Annotated in this window: 20 protein-coding genes; 3 read left to right on the top strand and 17 right to left on the bottom strand. The window is 64.3% G+C overall.

The features are described from left to right. Position 1: 1 nt before the first annotated feature. The 7 genes from SINAR_RS0102095 to SINAR_RS0102065 form a co-directional block, all read right to left on the bottom strand. On the bottom strand, positions 2 to 1,084 hold the full coding sequence (locus SINAR_RS0102095; protein WP_027997501.1) for a Gfo/Idh/MocA family protein: 1,083 nt from the start codon (positions 1,082 to 1,084) through the stop codon (positions 2 to 4). After that, positions 1,077 to 1,406, bottom strand: coding sequence for an L-rhamnose mutarotase (locus SINAR_RS0102090; protein ID WP_027997500.1), 330 nt, complete (start codon positions 1,404 to 1,406; stop codon positions 1,077 to 1,079). Before SINAR_RS0102090 ends, SINAR_RS0102095 begins: the two co-directional genes overlap by 8 nt. A 12-nt stretch (positions 1,407 to 1,418) precedes the next feature. Then, positions 1,419 to 2,531, bottom strand: coding sequence for a mandelate racemase/muconate lactonizing enzyme family protein (locus SINAR_RS0102085; RefSeq protein ID WP_027997499.1), 1,113 nt, complete (start codon positions 2,529 to 2,531; stop codon positions 1,419 to 1,421). 1 nt (position 2,532) lies between these two features. Continuing rightward, on the bottom strand, positions 2,533 to 3,630 hold the full coding sequence (locus SINAR_RS0102080; protein ID WP_027997498.1) for an ABC transporter ATP-binding protein: 1,098 nt from the start codon (positions 3,628 to 3,630) through the stop codon (positions 2,533 to 2,535). A 6-nt stretch (positions 3,631 to 3,636) separates the two neighbouring features. Then, positions 3,637 to 4,503: a carbohydrate ABC transporter permease gene (locus tag SINAR_RS0102075; RefSeq protein ID WP_027997497.1), complete on the bottom strand. Its 867-nt coding sequence runs from the start codon at positions 4,501 to 4,503 to the stop codon at positions 3,637 to 3,639. Next, on the bottom strand, positions 4,503 to 5,399 hold the full coding sequence (locus SINAR_RS0102070) for a carbohydrate ABC transporter permease (protein WP_027997496.1): 897 nt from the start codon (positions 5,397 to 5,399) through the stop codon (positions 4,503 to 4,505). The genes SINAR_RS0102075 and SINAR_RS0102070 overlap by 1 nt, the downstream gene beginning before the upstream one ends. A 69-nt stretch (positions 5,400 to 5,468) precedes the next feature. Then, on the bottom strand, positions 5,469 to 6,788 hold the full coding sequence (locus tag SINAR_RS0102065) for a type 2 periplasmic-binding domain-containing protein (protein WP_027997495.1): 1,320 nt from the start codon (positions 6,786 to 6,788) through the stop codon (positions 5,469 to 5,471). Positions 6,789 to 6,955: 167 nt separating this feature from the next. On the opposite strand from SINAR_RS0102065, the gene SINAR_RS0102060 reads away from it, so the two are divergent. Together SINAR_RS0102060 and SINAR_RS0102055 are read left to right on the top strand one after the other, a co-directional pair. Next, positions 6,956 to 7,738, top strand: coding sequence for an IclR family transcriptional regulator (locus SINAR_RS0102060; protein WP_010975556.1), 783 nt, complete (start codon positions 6,956 to 6,958; stop codon positions 7,736 to 7,738). A 50-nt stretch (positions 7,739 to 7,788) separates the two neighbouring features. Further along, positions 7,789 to 8,625, top strand: a complete 837-nt coding sequence (locus SINAR_RS0102055; RefSeq protein WP_027997494.1) for an amidohydrolase family protein — start codon at positions 7,789 to 7,791, stop codon at positions 8,623 to 8,625. A gap of 60 nt (positions 8,626 to 8,685) precedes the next feature. Here the strand turns inward: SINAR_RS0102055 and SINAR_RS0102050 are convergent, their stop codons facing one another. The 6 genes from SINAR_RS0102050 to argH form a co-directional block, all read right to left on the bottom strand. Further along, positions 8,686 to 9,564, bottom strand: coding sequence for a polysaccharide deacetylase family protein (locus SINAR_RS0102050; protein ID WP_027997493.1), 879 nt, complete (start codon positions 9,562 to 9,564; stop codon positions 8,686 to 8,688). 10 nt (positions 9,565 to 9,574) lie between these two features. After that, complete coding sequence (locus tag SINAR_RS0102045; protein WP_027997492.1) at positions 9,575 to 10,966, bottom strand: MmgE/PrpD family protein; 1,392 nt, start codon at positions 10,964 to 10,966, stop codon at positions 9,575 to 9,577. Between the two features lie 85 nt (positions 10,967 to 11,051). Continuing rightward, positions 11,052 to 11,882: an ABC transporter substrate-binding protein gene (locus SINAR_RS0102040; RefSeq protein WP_033056938.1), complete on the bottom strand. Its 831-nt coding sequence runs from the start codon at positions 11,880 to 11,882 to the stop codon at positions 11,052 to 11,054. Positions 11,883 to 11,943: 61 nt separating this feature from the next. Continuing rightward, positions 11,944 to 12,714, bottom strand: coding sequence for an amino acid ABC transporter ATP-binding protein (locus tag SINAR_RS0102035; RefSeq protein WP_027997490.1), 771 nt, complete (start codon positions 12,712 to 12,714; stop codon positions 11,944 to 11,946). A gap of 8 nt (positions 12,715 to 12,722) precedes the next feature. Continuing rightward, positions 12,723 to 13,595, bottom strand: coding sequence for an amino acid ABC transporter permease (locus SINAR_RS0102030; RefSeq protein ID WP_027997489.1), 873 nt, complete (start codon positions 13,593 to 13,595; stop codon positions 12,723 to 12,725). Beyond that, a complete protein-coding gene (gene argH / locus SINAR_RS0102025) occupies positions 13,592 to 15,058 on the bottom strand; it encodes an argininosuccinate lyase (RefSeq protein WP_027997488.1) in 1,467 nt (488 codons plus the stop codon). The genes SINAR_RS0102030 and argH overlap by 4 nt, the downstream gene beginning before the upstream one ends. 185 nt (positions 15,059 to 15,243) lie before the next feature. Between argH and SINAR_RS0102020 the strand changes: the two genes are divergently transcribed. Then, complete coding sequence (locus SINAR_RS0102020; protein ID WP_027997487.1) at positions 15,244 to 16,146, top strand: LysR substrate-binding domain-containing protein; 903 nt, start codon at positions 15,244 to 15,246, stop codon at positions 16,144 to 16,146. Between the two features lie 30 nt (positions 16,147 to 16,176). Here SINAR_RS0102020 and SINAR_RS0102015 read toward each other — a convergent pair whose 3' ends face one another. From SINAR_RS0102015 to SINAR_RS0102000, 4 genes are all read right to left on the bottom strand, one after another. Beyond that, on the bottom strand, positions 16,177 to 16,653 hold the full coding sequence (locus tag SINAR_RS0102015) for a GNAT family N-acetyltransferase (protein ID WP_027997486.1): 477 nt from the start codon (positions 16,651 to 16,653) through the stop codon (positions 16,177 to 16,179). A 4-nt stretch (positions 16,654 to 16,657) separates the two neighbouring features. Further along, positions 16,658 to 17,668 carry a glycoside hydrolase family 25 protein gene (locus tag SINAR_RS0102010; RefSeq protein ID WP_027997485.1) on the bottom strand — a complete coding sequence of 337 codons (1,011 nt, stop codon included), beginning with the start codon at positions 17,666 to 17,668 and terminating at the stop codon, positions 16,658 to 16,660. A gap of 272 nt (positions 17,669 to 17,940) precedes the next feature. Further along, entirely contained in the window at positions 17,941 to 19,071 is a 1,131-nt protein-coding gene (locus SINAR_RS0102005) for a type 2 periplasmic-binding domain-containing protein (protein ID WP_027997484.1), read from the bottom strand. Then, positions 19,068 to 20,228, bottom strand: a complete 1,161-nt coding sequence (locus SINAR_RS0102000) for a CaiB/BaiF CoA transferase family protein (RefSeq protein WP_027997483.1) — start codon at positions 20,226 to 20,228, stop codon at positions 19,068 to 19,070. Before SINAR_RS0102000 ends, SINAR_RS0102005 begins: the two co-directional genes overlap by 4 nt. Positions 20,229 to 20,310: the final 82 nt, after the last annotated feature.

Raw genomic sequence — 20,310 nt, 5'->3', positions numbered from 1 at the left:
TTCACTTTTCCAATGGAAGCGCTGCGATCGGCGTTGCCGGCCGCGCGCTCGATTGATAGGCGGCCTCCACCAGTGCCATCGTCCGCCATGCGTCCTCGATCGAACCTATGAGTTCATCATTCTCGCCACAGGCATGGCGTTGCAGATTGGCCATCCGGTTGGCGAAAGCATCGGGAAACCAGGAACCTTCGAGCGGCACCTGAATCCAGTCGGCACCTCCGGCCGGGCGAATCCACAGCTCGTCCGGCTCGCCGCGCGGGTAGTCGAGATTGACGCCGAGCTTGACATAGGCGGCACCCTTTGTCCCGCAGATGCGGAATTCACAGGCCTGGAACTTCCGCCCGAAATCGTGGTCGTGATTGACGGAAAGCACGCAGCGCACGGCACCGCCGTAATCGAGGATCGCGGCGGTGCGGGTCTGCGCCACATCGTGGTTCGGATGGCCGATCGTCTTGGCGTGAACACCCTGCGGGTCGCCTAGGAGACTGCGCACGAGGTCCAGATAGTGGATCGAATGCATCGCGATCTCGATGCGCGGCAGTCCCTTCAGGAACGGCCACAGCCCCCAGGGCGTCGCAAGCGCCAGCCAGGCGTCGAAATCGACCACCTCGCCGAGATGGCCCCTGGCGATGGCATCCTTGAGCGCCAGCATCATCGGCGCGAAGCGGAGCTGAAAGTTCGCCGCCGCCCTGATGTTCCGCTCACGGCAGATTTCGAGAATCCCGGTCGCCGCCGCAAGATCGCTGCCCATCGGCTTCTGTATCAGCGCAAAGGAGCCCTTCGGCAGCTTCGAGAGGATCGAGGCGTGCGCGGCCGGCGGCGTCGCGAGATCGAAGATCGCGTTCTCCGCGGAAAGGGCCTCGCCTTCGCTCGTAAACGCCCTGACATCCCAATGCCGCGCGAGCGCCGCCGCCTTCTCCGAATCCGGATCGAAGATGCCGGCCACCGGGAAGCCAGCGTTCCTGTAGGCCGGAAGATGGGCATCGCCGACGATGCTGCCCGCACCGAAGATGACGATGGGCCGTGGCGTAACCGGCTTCGGCCACCATTGCCGCAGCGACGAGGGATCGAAGGTCTCAGTCATGATGAAAGACTTCCTCCATCATCGCCCACCACTCGCCTTGCCTGCGGCGTTCGAGCGGCTTCTGGCAGGGCATGCACACCGACCACCATTCCTGGTTCTTCGGATGTGCCGCCATTTTCGCCATGTCGGCTTCGAAATCCTCCCCGACATATTCCCAGTAGCCGAAGAGAAGATTTTCCGGCTCCTTCAGGAAGATCGAGTAGTTGGTGATGTTGCACGCGCTGATCAGCGCGAGAATCTCCGGCCAGACGGCCGCATGCAGCCGCTTGTATTCCGCCACTTTCGACGGTTCGAGCCCGATCACCATTCCCATTCTCTGCATGACCGTTCCCTTCTACCGGCGGAACTCGCGGGTGAACTCGGCAACCGAGCGCGCCCGGACCGCTTCCCAGTCCCAGGCGATACCGATGCCCGGATCGGAAGGCGCGACCGCCCTGCCTTCCCGGATCTCCATGCCCTTCTGCGTCAGGTCGTCGAGCTGCGGAATGTATTCGACATATTTCCCGTTGGGCACCGCGCAAACGAGGCTCACATGCAGTTCCATCAGGAAATGCGGGCAGACGGGAATGTCGAAAGCTTCCGCCGCATGGGCCACTTTCAGCCAGGGAGTGATGCCGCCGATCCGCGCCACGTCCACCTGGACGATCGAGCAGGCGCCCTTCTGCATATATTCGCGGAAGTGGCGGATCGAATAGATGGATTCGCCGACGGCGATCGGCGTCGGCGTCGACCGCGTCAGGCGGATGTGGCCGTCGAGATCGTCGGCCGGCAGCGGTTCCTCGATCCAGGCGAGATCGAGTTCGCGGAGCCGGGCGGCCCGGCGGATCGCCTCGTCGACGGTAAAACCCTGGTTGCAATCCGTCATGATTTCGAAACCGTCGCCAAGGGCTGCGCGCATGGCTGAGAGCCTGTCGTAATCCTCCGCCCCGCTCGGCTTGCCGATCTTGACCTTAGATCCGGAGAAGCCCTTGGCCTTCGCCTGCAATGCGTCGTCTACGAGAGCCTGCTTTTCGATGTGCAGCCAGCCGCCCTCGGTGGTGTAAAGCGGGCAACTTTCCTTCGCGCCGCCCGCCAGTTTCCAGAGCGGCAGCTTCTGCTTTTTCGCCCGCAGGTCCCATAGCGCCGTGTCGACGGCGGCGAGCGCCAGGGCCGTGATGGCGCCGATGGTCGTCGCATGCGTCGCAAACTCCATCCTGTGCCAAAGCGCCTCTATGCAGTCCGCATCTTCCCCGAGCAGGATCGGAACCAGATGATCGGAGAGCAGCCGCATGACGGAGGATCCGCCGGTGCCGATCGTGTAGCTGTAACCGGTGCCGGTCGCCCCGTCGGCATCCGTGATCGTGACGATCGGCGTTTCCTGGCTCACGAAGCTCTGGATGGCGTCGGTCCGCTTGACCTTCGGCGGAAGATCCACCATCCGCAGTTCTATTTTCTCGATCCTCGCCATGTCAGCCTGCCAAAGCCTTTCCGGTCTCGCCGTCGAAGAGATGCGCCCGGGACAGATCGAAGCTCATGGGCACTGCCTCGCCCGGACGCAGCGGCCGAGGGTTGAGCATGCGCGAGACCCAATCCCGACCGTTGAACCGCGTGAAGACCAGGGTTTCGTTGCCGAGCGGTTCGGTGATCGTGACCGGAAGCTCGATCTCGTGGACGGCGTCCGGATCGCCGGCATGAAGGCCGTGGCCGGAAGGATAGACATCGTCCGGCCTCAGCCCGAAGGTCACCTTCTGGCCCTCCCGAACCGAGGAACGGAAGCGCGGCGGAAGCGGCAGTGCCGCGCCGCTCGCAAAGGCGAGCTTTCCGTCCGTCAGGACCGCCTCCTCCATGTTCATCGGCGGCGAGCCGATGAAGCCCGCGACGAACTTGGTCGCCGGGCGGCGGAAGACATCCTCCGGCGTGCCCACCTGCTCGATATGCCCGTCGCGCATGATGACGATGCGGTCGGAGAGCGTCATCGCCTCCACCTGATCGTGCGTGACGTAGATCATCGTCGCCTGCATGCGGGCATGCAGCTTCTTGATCTCGGTGCGCACCTGGGTCCTGAGCTTCGCGTCGAGATTCGAAAGCGGCTCGTCGAAGAGAAAGACATCCGGCTGCCGCACGATGGCGCGCCCCATGGCGACGCGCTGGCGCTGGCCGCCCGACAATTGCGAAGGACGGCGTTCGAGAAGATGGCCGAGATCGAGGATCGCCGCTGCCTCGGCAACGCGGCTCTTGATTTCGTCCGCGGGGCGGCCGGCGATCTTCAGCGAGAAGCCCATATTCTCGGCAACCGTCATATGCGGGTAGAGTGCATAGGACTGAAAGACCATCGAGATGTTGCGCGCCCTCGGCGGCAGGTCATTGACCTTCCACCCGCCGATCTCGATCGCGCCGCCGCTGACCTCCTCGAGCCCTGCGATCATGCGCAGCGTCGTGGACTTGCCGCAGCCAGAAGGTCCGACGAGCGCGATGAATTCGCGATCCTTCACTTCGAGATCGATGCCGTGCACGACCTCCAGAGCGCCGTAGCGCTTGACGAGTTTTTTGAGCGTAACGGGCGCCATGAACGATTATCCTTTCACCGCGCCGAAGGTCAGACCCGAGACGAGGTGCTTCTGAATGATGAAGGTGAGGGTCAACGCCGGAACGATCATGAGGACCGCAAGCGCGCACATGCCGCGCCAGTCGATGGTGAATTCGGCGGTATAGTCGAGGAGACCCACGGGCAAGGTCTTGGAATTGACGGAGCGGGTAATCTGCGAGGCGAGCGCATATTCGTTCCAGGACGTCAGGAAAGCGAAGATACCGGCCGATGCAATGCCCGGGCCGGCGAGCGGAAACTCCACCTGCCAGAAGGCCTGCCAAGGCGTGCAGCCGTCGATCTGCGCGGCTTCCGCGAGGTCTTTCGGGACCTGGCGGAAGAATCCGTCGATCAACCAGATCGTGAAGGGAACGTTGAGCGCGACATAGGTGAGGATCAGCGAGAAATGCGTATCGATGATGCCGGTTCGCGCATAAAGCATGAAGAGCGGCAGCGACAGCGCGATGCCCGGCACTGCGCGCGTCAGCATGAAGCCGAGGAAGATCGCCGACTTCGCCTTGAACCGGTAGCGCGCGAAGGCATAGCCGCCGGAAAGACCGATCGCCAGCGCGACGACGGTGGAGGTGACCGATACGATGAGCGAATTGCGGAAATAATCCCAGACCGGAACGCCCCCCTGTCCGGCGCCCGAAAACATCGCCCGGTAGGCGTCGAGCGAGAGCGTCTCCGGAATCCAGACCGGCGGCTTCGCCATGATCTCGACCGTGGGTCGCAGCGACGAAAGCACGATCCAGAGGCCCGGCAGGCAGATGACCAGCATGGCGAGAAAGAGCCCGACCAGGTGCGCGACCTTCAGCAGCCGCCGCCGCAGGCGATGAGACGCGTTCGTATCCATTACCACTCGGCTCCGATCTGCTGGCGCGCCGCGGCGAGCTTGCGGAAGAAATAGACGGTGAAGACGATCGACAGCAGGATGGCGACATAGGCCATCGCGTTGGCCATCCCCATGCGGGCGTCGCCATAGGCGGTGCGTCCGACAAGCGTCCAGAGCAGTTCGGTGCGCTTGGCCGGGCCGCCATCCGTCATGATCTTGACGATGTCGTAGGCGCGCGCGACATCGAGCGAACGGATCGTCATCGCGATGAAGGCGAAGGGCATCAGATAGGGCCAGGTGACGTAGCGGAAGGTCTGCCAGGGCGTGCAGCCGTCGACATGGGCTGCTTCGACCGGATCCTTGGGCATGGCAAGCAGCCCCGCCAGAATGAGGATCGCGAAGACCGCAGTCGACGACCAGACCTCCGCCACGATGATCGAAAAGAGCGCAAGATTGCCGTCGATCAGCCAGGGGATGGCGCGGTCGGTGAGGCCCAGCGACTGCAGCGCATTGTTGACGAAGCCTATATTGTCGTTGAAAAGGAACTTGAACTGGAAGCCCACGAGCACCGGCGAGAACATCATCGGAAACATCATCGCCGTTCGCAGCGCCCGCTGGCCGTAAGTCGCCTTGTTGACGAGCAGCGCCAGACCAAGACCGAGCAACAGCTCGGCGTTGAGAGCGACGGTGAGCAGGAGCACCGTCCGGCCGAACGCGACCCAGAATTCGGCATTGGTGAGCACGTTCACATAATTCCGAAAACCGATGAAGACCCAAAGCGAGTCCGGCTTCGTCAGACGGAACGGCGTGAAGCTCGAATAGAGCGAAAAGATGAGCGGCAGCACGATGAAGACTGCCAGGACGATGAAGGCCGGAAGCAGCAGAAGCGTGGGTGCCGACAGTTTCGAGAGCTTCATCGGAGATCCTGGAAAGGGTTCACATGCGTGGCGGCGCCGAAACGGTCCGGCGCCGCCTTTCGATCGGGATCAGAGCTTGCCGGCGTCTTCCAGGATGCCGGTCGCCTTTTCGGCGGCGGCGTCGAGCGCTTCCCTGGACGTCTTGTCGCCGAGGATCGCCGCCTGCAGCTCCGGATAGACTGCGTTGGAGATCTCGATCCACTCAGCCGTCTGGGGCACCGGGAAAGCATGCTTTGCCGCTTCCTGGAACGCCTGCAGGACCTCGGTCTTGTAGGCGTCGCCTTCAGCGGCCTTGATGTTGTAGTCCCAGACGGCGCTTCGCGTCGGCAGCGGGCCGGCGGCGGATTCGAGCTTCTGGCTGTCCTCGTTGGTCAGCCACCAGACGAGCGAGGCGGCCGCCTCCTTGTCGGCGCAGGACTCGGTCACCGAGAAGCCGTGATGCCCGGACCAGCCGGTGCGCCTGCCGGAGGAGCCGGCCGGCTGAACCTTGACGCCGACATTGCCGGCGACTTTCGACGACTTCGGATCGTTGAAGAAGGATGCCCAGCCAGGCCAGTCTAGATTGACCGCGATCGAGCCCGAGGCGAAGCCCTGTCCGAGATCGTCCCAGAGGTAGTTGGTGGTGCCCGGCGGTACCGCCTTGTCCTTGTAGAGCTTGACGAACCATTCCAGCGCGCGCACGCCCGCTTCCGAATTGAAGGCCGGGCGGCCGTCCTTGTCGAGATACTCCCCGCCCTCGGCGACCAGCATTTCGTAGAAGCGGCCGTTGATCGCTTCCTCCTTGCCGGCGAACTGGGTGCCGTAGAAATTCGGTGGAGCGGCGAAGAATTCCGCCTGGTCGCTCACCTGAGCCCAGGTGTCCGGCGGCGCGAGATCATAGCCGTATTTGGCCTTGAATTCGGTCTTCTTCGCCTCGTCCTGATACAGGCTCTTCTGGAAGTAGAGGGCGGAGACGTCGAACTGCGCCCGCGGCAGCATGACGAGCTTGCCGTCGAGCGTCGAGGCGTCGATTACGGCCGGCACGAACTTGGCCACTTCCTCGGCAGGGACGAGGCCGAAAAGATCGGCGTAGATGTCCGGATATTGCGGCGCGAAGGAGGAATGGTTCGAGCCGACGCACCAGGTGAGTCCGCCGGTGGCGATGTCGGACTTGATCTCCTTGTCGAGTTCGAAGTGGTTCTTCTTTGACAGAATATTGACCTTGGCGCCGGTCGCCTTCTCCCATTCGCCGATGCGCTCGTAAAGCTTTTCGTATTGCTGTCCACCGATCAGCTTGGCCTCGATGGTCACGCCCTCGAACTTGCCAGGCAGGTCCGCGGCATTGGCCGCCCCCATTGCGCAAGCAAGCATGATCACTCCGGCCGATACGCCGGAAAGCAGCCTGTTCATTGTATCTCCTCCGCTGAACACGCCCTTCTCCAGGAGCATGAGTCCTCATCCGTGAGAAACTAATTCATATACAAACGATAAATTTATGGATGGTCAAGGGGCATTCCCTTCCGCATTCCGCTTTTCATGCGTATATGGAGAGGAATATTCATCTGGGAGAAACGCGGATGGACAATGAAGAGTCCGACAAGTATCGCGCGCCGGCACTCGACAAGGGCCTGGACATACTGGAGCTGCTTGCCAGCGTCGACGGCGGCCTTACGCAGGCGGAGATTTCGAAGAGGCTGAACCGCAGCCCGAACGAGTTCTACCGCATGCTCGACAGGCTCGTGCGCCGCGGCTACGTAACCCGTATCGACGGCGATCTCTACTCGCTGACCCTGAAGCTCTTCGGCCTGGCGCAGTTGCATGCGCCCGTGCGCCGGCTCGCTTCCTTCGCCACGCCGCTGATGCGTGAGCTCGCCCAGCGGTCGAAGCAGGCCAACCAGCTCGCCGTCTTCGACCGCGGCTCGGCGGTCGTGATCGCCCAGCAGGAGGCGCCGGACTATTGGGGCATTTCGATCCGGGTAGGCTCGCATATCAGCCTGTTCGACACCGGATCGGGCCACGTGCTGCTTGCATTCCGTTCGCCGGAGGAACGGGAAATGATGATCTCCGAACATGTGCGCAGCAGGGACGAGATCAATCTCACTCCGGAATTCTACGCCCGTCTCGACCAGATCCGCGAGCGCGGCTACGAGATGATGGCAAGTGCCCAGACCGCCGGTGTCTACAACCTCTCCGCCCCGATCCTGGGGCCTGACGGACGCAGCATCGCAGCGCTCACCTGCCCCTATATTTCCCTGGTCAACAATCCTTCGGCTCCTGATATCACCGAGACCATATCGCTCCTGCTCAAGACCGCGTCGCAGCTTTCGGCGCTCGCCGGTGCCGATGTCGCGCAGGGTTGATCCGCGCCGGAAAGACCGACTTCTTGTTTGAACGAAGAGGAGGAGCAGCCTTGATCATCGACACGCATCTGCATCTGATCGACAAATCCGCGCTCAGCTATCCGTGGCTCGCCGGCGTTCCCGCGCTCGATCGCGATTTTCTCTATTCCACCTATGCGGCGGAGGCGAAACGCGTCGGCATCGCCGCCTCGCTGCATATGGAAGTAGACGTCGACCCCGCCGAGATCGAACTCGAAACGCGCGAGGTCGCGCGTCTTGCGGGTGAGCCCGGAAGCCTCCTCAAGGGCGCGATCGCGGCTTGCCGTCCGGAAGAGGAAGGCTTCGCCGCCTATCTCGAGCGGCAGGAAGAGAACGCCTTCGTCAAGGGTTTCAGGCGGGTGCTGCACGTCGTTGCCGACGACCTCTCGGAGCAGCCCCGCTTCCGCGAAAACGTCAAGCGGCTCTCGGGCACCCGCTTCACCTTCGATCTTTGCGTCCTGCCGCATCAGATTCCGAAAGCGATTGCGCTCGCCGACCTCGCACCCGACGTCCGGTTCATTCTCGATCATTGCGGCGTTCCGGACATAAAGAGCCACGCGGAGCACCCCTGGCGCGACCATATGACCGAGATCGCCCGCCGCCCGAACGTCGTCGCCAAGATCTCCGGAGTGATCGCCTATGCGGAGGAAGACTGGGCGCTCGCTTCCATCCGCCCCTATGTCGAGCACACGATTTCTGTTTTCGGATGGGACCGCGTGGTCTGGGGCAGCGACTGGCCGGTCTGCACGCTTGGCGGCAATCTCTCGACCTGGGTCGCGGCCACCCAGGCCCTCATCGAAGGCTGCAGTCCCGAGGAGCGGAGGAAGCTGCTCTCCGGCAATGCGCGGCGGATCTGGAATCTGGTCTGACAGTGCTTCCAGCCTCGTCCCTGCGCTCGTCACAGGAACGAGGGTGTGCCGGATGCGCCGTCACGATGCGTCGCGTTGCCGTTCCAGCGTTTCGAAGTGTTCGGCGATCTCCTTGCCCGTTGCGATCCAGACGTCGCCTTTTGCCTGGACGTGACGGAGGAAGTCGCGAAGGAGGTGCCAGCGCATCGGACGGCCGGACACCTGCGGGTGCAGGACGAGCGTCGTGACGCCGCCCCAGGCATGGGTGGCCTCGAATTCGTCGATCCAGAGTGCGAGGACGGCTTCGCGGCCGAAGAGCGGCCGCGCGCTCGAGCGGCTGGACATGCCGAAATTCCAGTCGTCGAATGCGAAATTGACCGGGATCTCCACCGGGCCCGGCACACCGTCCGCCGACGCGTGCCGGTAGGGCAGGATATCGTCCCGGAACGAACTCGAATAGCGAATTCCCGATCTGGCAAGATAGGCGATAAGCTCGGGAAAGTTTTCTCCCGAGGGTGCGCGATAGCCGACAGGACGGATGCCGAATGCCCGCTGCAGTGCCTCGAAGCCGCGGTCGATCTCCTCGAATGTCTCTTCCAGCCGGTCGCGATCCGGCATCTTGTGAAGATACCCATGGTGACCGATCTCGTGTCCGGCCGCGACAATCTTCTCGCAGGCCTCGGGATGGGCGAGCGCCGTCCACCCGGGCGTGAAGAATGTCGCCCTCAGCGCCAGTTCCGCCATCAGGTCGACGATCCTGCCGATGCCGACGCGCGCGTCGTAGCCGCCATGGGAGGTGGTCACCATCCGGTCGACATTCGAAGGGTTGTTGCCGATCCATGCGGTTTCGGCATCCACGTCGAAGCCGATGAAGACGGCGCTCTTGGCGCCGTTCGGCCAGGTCATCGCCGGCGTTTGCGGCGCCGGATTGAGCGGACGCGGCGTCAGGTCGTAGGTCATGGCGAAATCCTCAGCAAAAGACGGGGCGCTTGTCGCCGTTGCCGGCGAGCAGCGGCTCGAGAGCGCGGCAATCCTCGAGATGTTCGAGCCCGGCGAGCATCCGCCAGAGCCGGTCCGCCTGCTCCATTTCGATGCTCATCGCCGTGAGCTCTCCGAACTTGGCGCGGATGGCGGCGGGCCGCATCGGCCTTTCGGCGGAGCCGGTCGCACGGGGCACCATTCGTGACAGGCGGGCGCCGTCCTTGAAGAGAAGCGTGACGACCGGCTCGTCGAGCGGCTGCATCCCTTCGTCTACCGTCAGCAGCATGCGGTCCATGACGGCGCGCAGGCGGGGATCGGCACGCCGGTCGGCCGCATAGGCCCGGAGCCCGGCCGTCAGCAGCACGCAGCGTGCCGCAAGCGCGTAGGGCAGGCTCATCTGCGTCGGCGCCATGGCGCCGCTCTCCCGGGCGCCGCACATGCCCATCAGCATGGCGCTCAGCCGCACCTCGATCCTGTCGATCTCGGCTGCATCGCGGTCCGTTTCCGAAAGCAGGTCGTCCAGCGCATCGATCGCCGAATGGGCGCCCCGGCAGGAGGCGTAAGGCTTGAGGACCGCACGCATCACCTTCCAGCCCTCTCCGAGTCCGTCGCATAGCTTCTGCGGCTCGCAGACATCCCTGTTGAACGCCCGGAAAAAGCCGCCCCAGACGTCGTCGAAGACCTTGGAGGGGCCGGCAAGGCCCTCCCCTGCCAACCGCGCCGCGAGCAGGCCGCCTTCGGCCGCGCGGCCCGCATGGATCTTCTTCGCCTGCGATCCGTCGTGGATGAAGGCCCAGAGACCGGAGGAGAAGCTGGTGGCGAGCGTGACCGCATCGCGCGTGGCAAGATCGTCGAAACCGCGAAGCCTGGCAACGGCCGCCGCTGCCGCAAGCGTGCCGCAGGTACCGGTGGAATGCCAGCCGAGGCCGTTGTGGCTGTCGTATCCGCCCGCCGCTTCGAGGACGCGCCGGCCGGCCTCGTAACCCGCAACCACGCTGACGATGAGTTCCCTGCCCGTCACGGGTTGATTCGCCTCGGCAATGGCAGCCAGAACGGCGGGAACGACGACGGCGCCCGAATGGTCGCAGCCGCCGGAATCGTCGAGTTCGAGAGCATGGGCCGCAACCCCGTTTATGAACGCGGCATCACGCGCTGCGGCGCAATTGCCGGTGCCCCAGATCGGCGCGCTGCCCGATGCGCCGGCGGCCTGGCGGGCGATGCGGGCTTCCGCCGAGCGCGCGCCCGCCAGGGCCGCGCCGATCGTGTCCGCGATGTGGATCTTCGTCTTTTCGACGACGTCGGCGGGAAGCGCCTCGAACCGAAGGGCTGAAAGAAAGGATGCCAGCCTGTCGACCGGCGCGTCGGCAGCAACGCGGGGCATGGAACTGCTCATGTCTTGTCGGGAATCGGTCGGCGGCGGCGCCTGTTGCGCCCCCGGCCTATTCGGCGGGGCCGCGGCGCGGCAATTACTTCACCGCTTCGCCATTGACGTAGATGCCGTCGAGCAAGGTGCCCTCGAGGCCGTATCTGGCGAAAATCTCCTTATATTCCCCTGATTCCATGAGGGCCTTCAACGCTGCGGCATAGGCGTCGCGCAGTTCCGTGTCCTTCTTGGCGAAGCCGATGCCCTGGTACACCGTGGTGAAGGGCTCGCCCACGACGGCGTAGGTGTCCTTCTCGAGATCCATCAGATAGGGCAGTGTTTCGGAACCCTGGACCGCCGCGTCGAGCCGGCCCTGCTTCAGCTGGGCGCGGGCGTCGGCGGAGCCTTCCGTGCCGACGACCTTGATGGCCGGCAGACCCTTGGCTTCGCAATTGGCGGCACTCCATTTCGCCGTCTCGTCCGGGAAGGAGGTGCGGCGGCTCATGCCGACGGTCTTGCCGCAGAAATCGGTGAGCGTCTTGAACTCGTCCTTGCGGGCAAAGGACGTGTAGAACTGCGCGCCGGATTTCATGTAATCGATGAAGTCGAGCGTGTCGCGGCGCTTCGGGAGATCGCTCATGCCGCTGTGGATAAGGTCGACGCGGCCGGTCTGAAGCGACGAGATCATCTGCTCGAAGCCGATGTTCGACCACTCGACCGTGGTGCCGAGCTCTTTGGCAAGCGCAACGCCGAGATCGATGTCGACACCCTTAAGTTCGTTGGTAGCCGGATCGACATATTCCATCGGCGGATAGTTCGGCTGGTTGGCGACGACGACCTTGCCGGCCGACTTCACGCGCTCGGGCAGGCCGGCGGCATTGGCAGAGGTTGCGGCGAGGCATGCGACCGTGAGCGCTGCGATGTGCTTGTTCATGTGGTTCCCCATTTGTCCTGGTTCGAGCCGGCGGCCACTTCTGCCGCTGTTCTCCTGTTCCTCAGCTGTGAACGGCTTTGATGAACTCCGCCGTTCGGGCACTTTTCGGGGTGCTGAGAACCTCCGATGCCAAGCCTGTTTCGACCACCTTGCCGGTCTCCATGAAGGTCACGGTGTTTGCCACGTTGCGGGCGAAGCCCAGCTCATGGGTGACGACGATCATCGTCATGCCGGAAGCGGCAAGGTCCCGCATCACGTCGAGCACTTCCGACACGAGCTCCGGGTCGAGCGCCGATGTCGGTTCGTCGAAGAGGATGAGATCCGGCCGCATGCCCATGGCGCGGGCGATCGCGACGCGCTGCTGCTGGCCCCCGGAAAGCTCCGAAGGATAATGGTTCGCCTTATCCGCGAGGCCCACCCGCTCCAGCAATGCCGCGGCCCTGTCGCGCGCTTCCTTCACCGGCTCGCCGAGCACCTGCACCGGCCCCTCGATGATGTTTTCCAGGGCGGTCATGTGCGGGAACAGGTTGAAGCGCTGGAACACCATGCCGATCCGCCGCCGCTGCCGCGAGATTTCCGCATCGCTGATCTCGTAGAGATTGTCGCCGTCGCGGCGGTAGCCGATCAGTTCGTCTTTGACCCAGATCGCTCCGCCGTCCATGCGTTCCAGGAGATTGATGCAGCGCAGAAGCGTGCTCTTGCCCGAACCCGAAGGACCGATGATGCAGCTCACCTCTCCGCGGGCGACGTCCAGGCTGACCTTGTCGAGAGCGCGGAACGTGCCGTAGTTCTTCGTGACGTCGATAGCCTTGACGAGAATATCCTGGTTCATGACCGACCTCACATGGACGAGCGGATCGACTTCGAACCGCGGCCGAAATAGCGCTCGATATAGTGCTGCCCTATCGAGAGCACGGAGACGACCAGCAGGTACCAGAAGCTTGCGACCAGCAGCAGTTCGAGTACGCGGGTGTTGGCGAAATAGATGATCTGCGCATTGTGGAGGATCTCGGAATACTGGATGACGCTTGCGAGCGACGTCAGCTTCACCATGCCGATCACCTCGTTGCCGACCGGCGGCACCATGACGCGCATCGCCTGCGGCAGGACGATACGGCGCAGCATCATCATCTGCGTCATGCCGATCGTGCGCGCAGCCTCGTATTGGCCGGCGTCGACGGACAGAAGCCCGCTTCGCACCACTTCCGAAGTATAGGCGCCCTGCGATATGCCGAGCCCGAGTACGGCGGCGACGAAGGGCGTCATGACGTCGACGGTCCTGAACTCGAACAGTCCCGGAATGCCGAGCGTCGGGAAGATCAGCGCGAGATTGAACCACAGCATCAGCTGCAGCAGCGCCGGGGCGCCGCGAAAGACCCAGACATAGCCGACGGCGATCGACGACAGCACTGGATTGCCCGATATCCGCATGATGGCGACAACGACGCCGAGGACGATGCCGAGCCCCATGGCGGCAACGGTCATCAGCAGGGTGTTGTAGAGGCCGGCGAGGATGGCGGGCGCGAAGAGAAAATCGCGGACATAGCTCCATTCGATCTGCCCGACGCTGAAGGCCCGCACGAGGCCCGCAAGCAGCAGGAGCACGACGCCCGCTGCGATCATCCTCCCGATATGGCGCTTCGGCACCAGTTTCAGGTGGGCGACCTCGTATTTGGAATCCGCAGGCTGAGTTGCGAGGCTTGCCACATTCATCGGCGTCGCGCCTCCTCTGCGCCGTTCTTGGCTCCCGCAAAGGCCGTGCCGCCGATCGGGCCGCCGGCAAAGGCGCGGCATTCGGCGAGCGCCGTTTCGAAGCGGGCAATCTGCTCGCGAACCCGCTCCGGCGCGGTTGCACCGTAGCCGTTTCTGCTCGCAAGCGCCTTTTCGAGCGCGAGTGCCGCCAGCATCTCCGGCTGAAGCCGCGGATCGATCCGCGGCAGGTCCTCCGCCGTCAGGCCGGCAAGGTCGTGTCCGCGCTCTTCGCAATAGCGCACCACTGCGCCGGTGATCTCGTGCGCTTCCGCGAAAGGCACGTTCCGGCCCACCAGCCAGTCGGCCACTTCGGTCGCGAGCGTAAAACCCTTCGGCGCCTCCTCGCGCAGCTTCTCCACGTCGAATTCCAGCGTTCCCACCATGCCGGCGAAGGCGGGCAGGATCAGTTCGAGAACGTCGATCGTCTCGAACAGGCTGCGCTTGTCCTCGGCGAGATCGCGGTTATAGGCGAGCGGCATCGCCTTCATGGTCGCGAGGAAACCGGCGATGTTGCCGATCAGCGTGCCCGACATGCCGCGCGTCAGTTCGGCGACGTCGGGGTTCTTCTTCTGCGGCATGATCGAGGAGCCGGTGGAATAGGAATCATGCAGCCGCACCCAGCTGAACTGCTTGGAACTCCACAGGCAGATTTCCTCCGCAAGCCGCGAAAGATCCACCGCCACCAGCGAGCAGATGAAGAGGAATTCGGCGACGTGATCGCGCGCGGCGACCGCATCGATGGAGTTCTCGCAAGCGGCCGAATAGCCGAGATCGATGGCGGAGAGATCGGGGCGGCGCGCAATGCCGGATCCGGCCAGCGCGGCCGCCCCCAGAGGCGAGCGGTCGAAGCGGCGGTCCCAGTCGGCAAAGCGCTGCAGGTCGCGCAGCAGCGACTGCGCGTGCGCCATGAGGTGGTGGCCGAGCACGACCGGCTGGGCCGGCTGAAGATGGGTAAAGCCGGGCATCACGGTTTCCGCATGGCGGGATGCCTGCTCCGTCAGGGCTTCTTCGATGGCGATGACGCCCCGGCAAAGCTCCCGCGCCATGCGCCGGAGATAAAGGCGCGTATTGTTTGCCGTCTGGTCGTTGCGCGACCGCCCGGCGCGAAGCTTGCCGCCGAGCGCGCCGAGGCGCGCCATCAACAGGCGTTCGAGAAAGGTATGCAGATCCTCGTCGGCCGCAATCGGCTCCTCGCGGCCGGCACCGACATCGGCCTCGATGCCTTCCAGGGCCGCGCGTATCGCGGAGAACTCACTCTCGTCCAGGACGCCGGCCCGCTTCAGTTCGCAAGCATGGGCGCGAGAACCTGCAATATCTTCCCTGTAAAGCCGAAAGTAAGATCGCGGCGCGCGGGACAGGTTTGCAAGCGCTTCCGACGGTCCGGACTTGAATCGTCCACCCCAAAGCTGAGTGGGCTCAGTCATCTTCGTTCCCTTTATTTGTACATTCTTTCGGAGAAGCTCCCACGGGTCGCATGCCCCGGCAAGCGAAGTTATTTCACCAGACTATGACAAAAACGACTAGCCTTGCTCCGGGCACTTATTTAGGGTCTGCGCAAGGAACGGGGCGGAGCGGAAGCGCATCGGCTGAACATGGCGGAGGGATTTTCATGGCTTCGGGACGGCGGCGCTTGCCTTCGACGACCGCGCTTCAGGTGCTGCTCGCGGTGGCCGAGAGGGGATCGACGAGCGCCGCCGCCGAAAGCACGTCGCTGTCGCAGAGCGCCGTCAGCAAGCAATTGCTTGCGCTCGAAGACCTGATCGGCAGCCCCGCCTTCGTCCGGACGCCGCGCGGAATGATCCCGACGGAAGCAGGCACGATCTATATCGAACAGGCGCGCACCGCATTGAAGGCGATGGAGGACGCCGCCCTTCGCGTCGCCCGCCTGAAACCGGGCCCGCGGGTCCTCAGATTGCAGGTGCCGCCCATTTTCGGGGACCGGTGGCTGCTGCCGCGCTTCCTTCGCTTTACCGAGCAGCACCCGGAGATCGAGGTGCAGTTCACGACCTTCGTGTCTCCGACCCAGTCCCAGACGCCCGATGCGATATTCCGCTTCCTGAGCCAACCGCTGCCAGAAGAGGAGACCAGCTATCTGTTCGGGCGAGAGGTCCTTGCCGTCAGCGCTCCTTCCTATTGGGAGAAGAACGGCACTCCGGAGACGATCGAGGACCTCGCCGACGGCATCATGCTGGAGCACCCGCAGACGCCGCTGCACTGGAATTATTTCGCCAAGGGTCACGGCAGGGACGACCTCGCGGTGCGGCACACCACGCGCTTCGGCTATTATACGATGGTGATCCGGGCAGCACTTGCCGGACAGGGAATGGCTTTGATCCCGCGCGGCCTGATCCTCGATGACCTTGCGGCGGGAAAGCTCGTCAATCCGAACGGCTTCGGCTATCGAAGCGACTACGGCTACTGGTTCGCAAAACCGCGAGACATCGCGCCGAGCGCTTCCATGCGGACCTTCGAGGCATGGCTGATGGCGGAAGCGGAAGGCATGGGCGACTGAGGACGGCAGGCCGGGCGGTGGCGCGCCGGCTCAGCCCGACAGCCGCGCGAGGGCCTCCCCGTCGAGCCGGAAGAAGAGCTTGTCCGGTTTGCGTGCACCGCCCAGCTCTTCATAGAAGGAGAGGAGCCGCGTGTTTTCGGCCTCCGCGGTCCAATCGATGCGCGAGAGCCCGCGCTCCTTCGCCAGGCTGGCGAGCTCCCGCATCAAAGCGCGTCCGAGGCCGCGGCCCCGCTGCGTTCCGCTGACGTAGAGTTCCTTCAGAAAGATGCCCGGCTGCAGGCCCGGCCCGGGATAGATCGCCGAGAAGGCGGCGAAACCGAGCACCGACCCATGCTCCTCGGCGACGAGGATCTCCGCGCCCGGCGGCATGGCTTCAAGCCCCGCGATGATCTCGGCGCGCGGCGGACAGGCCACGCGGTAATGCGCCTGCATTTCCTCCATGAGGGCCGCAAGTGCGGGGAAGGCGGCGTCATTGGCCTGCAGCAGGCGGATCGGCGTCAACTTCATTCCCTCAGCTCGAGCGCGCCGCCACCCAGTTGTGCCAGTCTTCCTCGCTGCCGTTGAAGACGTTGAGGTCGATGCGCCCGTCGACGCCGTGCGACAGGCCCGAACCCGAATATTGCCAGAAGACCCATTTGCGTCCGGGATAGACCTTGGACGGATGGGCCGCAACCGAGCGCAGCCAGAAGGGATGGTTGGGGAACGCGCCCTGCAGATTGTCGCGGTAGAAATCCGGGGCGGTATAGATGATCGGGCGCTGGCCGTAGTGGCGCTCCAGCTTGTCCATGAAGACCTGCATCTTTTCCCGCACCCGCTCGGGCGAGGGACGCCGCTTGCAGCTCGACTCGCCGTTCCACTCGACGTCGATGACGGGCGGAAGCGCGGTCGGATCCCGGGGGACGTTGCGGATGAACCAGTCCGCCTGCTCGCCGGCCGTGCGGCACCAGTAGAAGAAGTGGTAGGCGCCGCGTTTCAGGCCGGCTTCGTCGGCCCGGCGCCAGTTCTTCTTGAACATGGGATCGAGATGGTCGCCGCCGTCGGTCGCCTTGATATAGGCGAAATTGGCGCCTTGCGTGCGCAGTTTCGGCCAGTTGATTTCGCCCTGCCAGCGCGAAACGTCGACGCCGTGAACGGCGAGTTTGCGCGGCGAGCGGGTACCGAAATTGATCGGATGGGCATCGCGGAAGCTGTGGCTGTAGACGCGGGAGCGGCCGCGCGGCTCGCGCGCGGGATTTTCAGGAGCGAGCATCGCAATGGGTCGCTCGGTCGGAACCGGCATGCCCACCGCCCTTTCCGCCGGCATGAAGGCCTGCGGCTGCGGAACGGTTCCCGCCCAGGCGAGCGCCTCCGGCTGCGGATCCGCCGGCACGGCGGCAGCACTGACCTCCGTTGAAGGAACCGGGCTTGCCGGACGGACGACGGAGCTCGTCGTCTCCCGCGACGGCCGGCTCCCGCCGAAGCCGCAGCTCGATAGAACCAGGCACGTTATGACGATCGCTGAGACAGCCGAAAAAGGACGCATGAGGACCCGCACGCAATACAAAAGCCGACGGCAAACGCGCCGTCAGGACCCACTGACGAGACTTGCTAACGGGAAATTACCAAGAAAGATTGAATCCAATCTTTACGCGGGCAGAGTTGCCAGGCGGCTTTTGAAATTCTGTCGTCAAGATTGCCCCTCACCCTAACCCTCTCCCCGGATACGGGGAGAGGGGACTTTGGAGGCTGCCGCGGGTCCCTTCTCCCCGCCTGCGGGGAGAAGGTGCCGGCAGGCGGATGAGGGGCAATTCGCCCTCAGCGAAAACTCGCAAGAAACAGCCGGTTGAGCTCTTCGACCACGAGCCTCGGCCTCTCCCGGCGCATCAGGCCTTCGTTCAGGCGATCCGAGCCCGCCTGCTGAAAGCTCATGTAGCCGTCGTGGCGTGGCCGGAGCCAGGCGCCCTCGAGCGTCGCTCGCGTCGCGCGGTAGAAATCATGGGTCGCCGCATTGACGGTGCCGTCCTGCCAGGCGTCCCCATGGCCGGGCTGGCCGCCGGATGCCGCATAGAGGCCGCGCTGCACGCCGCCGCTCGCCACCCAATAGGCGAAGTCGATCGCCCCTCCCGGCGCTTGCGAAAAGGCCGAGACGGCGATGCCCGTCCCGCCGAGCGCCGAGCCGACGGGCCCCGCGGCGCCCACGGTCGGGAAATCGCCGAAGCGCACGAGCGCCGGGCGAAAGCCGGCGATGGAATAGCTGACATAGCCGTAGATGAGCGGAGCGCACAGGGCGGGCGAGGCCTCGGCCGCCATCGCCTCGAGAACCGCGATCGGGTCCATCCCGAAGCATGCCGGGTCGATCAGGGCGGAGATTTCCTGCAGCAGATCGACTGCCATGGCGCCGGTTTCGGCATCGACGAGATCGCCCTTCCCGCCGCTGCGGCAGGGCCGGCCGAGATTGCCGCAGAGGGTGTAGAAGCTCATCAGCGAATGCGGCGGCCTGAGCGGCAGGAGGACGCCGCCGCTGCGCGCGAGCGCGAGCATATCCCGCCAGGCGTGGAGGCGTTCCGTCCGGTCCGGCCGCCAGGCCTGAACCTGGGTCGCGGCGTCGATCGGAAAGGCCCATTGGCGTTCGTTCCACGCATAGCTGCGATAGGACGGGCCGACGCTTGCCGCCGAGAGCGCCTGCCGCTCCGCCTCGCGGCCCGTCACGTCAAGCGGCAGCAGGCAATTTTCGCCGGTGATCTGCCCCACATGCGGATGGTCGATGACGATCAGGTCATAGCTCCTTGCCAGGGTCTCGACCGGGAAGGTCTCGAAATCCTGCAGCGACCGCTTCTCCCACCGGATCTCGACGCCCGTCTTTTCCCGCCAGGACTGCGAGCAGGCCACCATCGGATCATAGCCGCGCGGGTGGTTCCAGGTCATGCCCTTGAGGACCATGCTCATAGGCCGAACTCCTCCCTGATCGAACGGTCATGCTCGCCGATGCGGGGCGCGGCGCGCTCGACGCGCGGCCGGCGGCCGTTAATCCTGAGCGGCGAGCGCGTGGTGGTGATCGACACGTTGTCTTCGCGCACCACCGTCTGCAGCATGTCGAGCACCTGGAAACCTTCGCTTTCCAGGAGCTCGTTCCAGTCGAGCACGCGCGCGCACCAGATATCGGCCGGCTCCAGCACCGCCAGCCACTCGCCCACGCTGCGCAGCGCGATTCGCGCGGCAATCAGCGCCTTGATGCGGTCGCGCTCGGTGAACCACGAGGACGGGTCGTCGCGATAGGGGGCGAGTTCGCCGATCTCGAGCAGGTCCGCAAGCTTCGGGATCGGCGTCATGGCGATCGCGAGATAGCCGTCGCTCGCCGCGTAAACGCCGTAGGGCGCGGCGAGATAGGCATGAGCGCTGCGGAACGCCGACCGCTTCGGCAGGCGGCCGCCGTCATTGAGATGCGTGGTCAATACCTCGAACTGGAAATCGACAAGCGCCTCCAGCAGGCTCGTTTCGACGAGGCTTCCCTTGCCGGAAATGCCCCGCCGCACCAGCGCCGCGAGAATTCCTTGGGCGGCGGCGGCGCCGGCCAGCATGTCGCCGATGGCGAGCCCGAAGGGAACCGGCCCCTGCCCTTCGTCGCCGTTCAGCCACATGACACCCGAGCGCGCCTGCGCCAGAAGATCCTGGCCGGGGCGCTTCACCCAGGGGCCCTCCTCGCCATAACCGCTGATCGAGGCATAGACGATGCGCGGATTGATTTCCCTGACCGCCTCGTAATCCAGCCCCAGCCTTTCGATGACGCCCGGCCGGAAGTTCTGGATCACGACATCGGCCTGCGCGAGAAGCCGCTTCAGCGCGGCAAGATCGGCCTCGTTCTTGAGGTCTATCGCAAGGCTTTCCTTGGCGCGGTTGATCGCGTGGAAAATGGTCGAATCGCCGCCGATCTCGGTGTCGCTCAGATAAAGCCGGCGGGAAAGATCGCCGCCATCCGGCCGCTCGATCTTGATGACCCGCGCGCCGAGATCCATCAGCCGCAGCGAACAATAGGGGCCGGAAAGAAACTGGCTCATATCGACGACGACCAGCCCGGAAAGCGGCAGTTCGGATTCTGTTGTCATGCGTGGTTACTCTTCCCTCATGCAGCGGCAACGGATGCGGACGGCCATCCGCCCTGGACCCGGCGAAGCCCGATCTTCTTCT

Source organism: Sinorhizobium arboris LMG 14919 (assembly GCF_000427465.1).
Lineage (GTDB): Bacteria > Pseudomonadota > Alphaproteobacteria > Rhizobiales > Rhizobiaceae > Sinorhizobium > Sinorhizobium arboris.
This window is presented reverse-complemented; position numbering and strand designations above follow the sequence as displayed.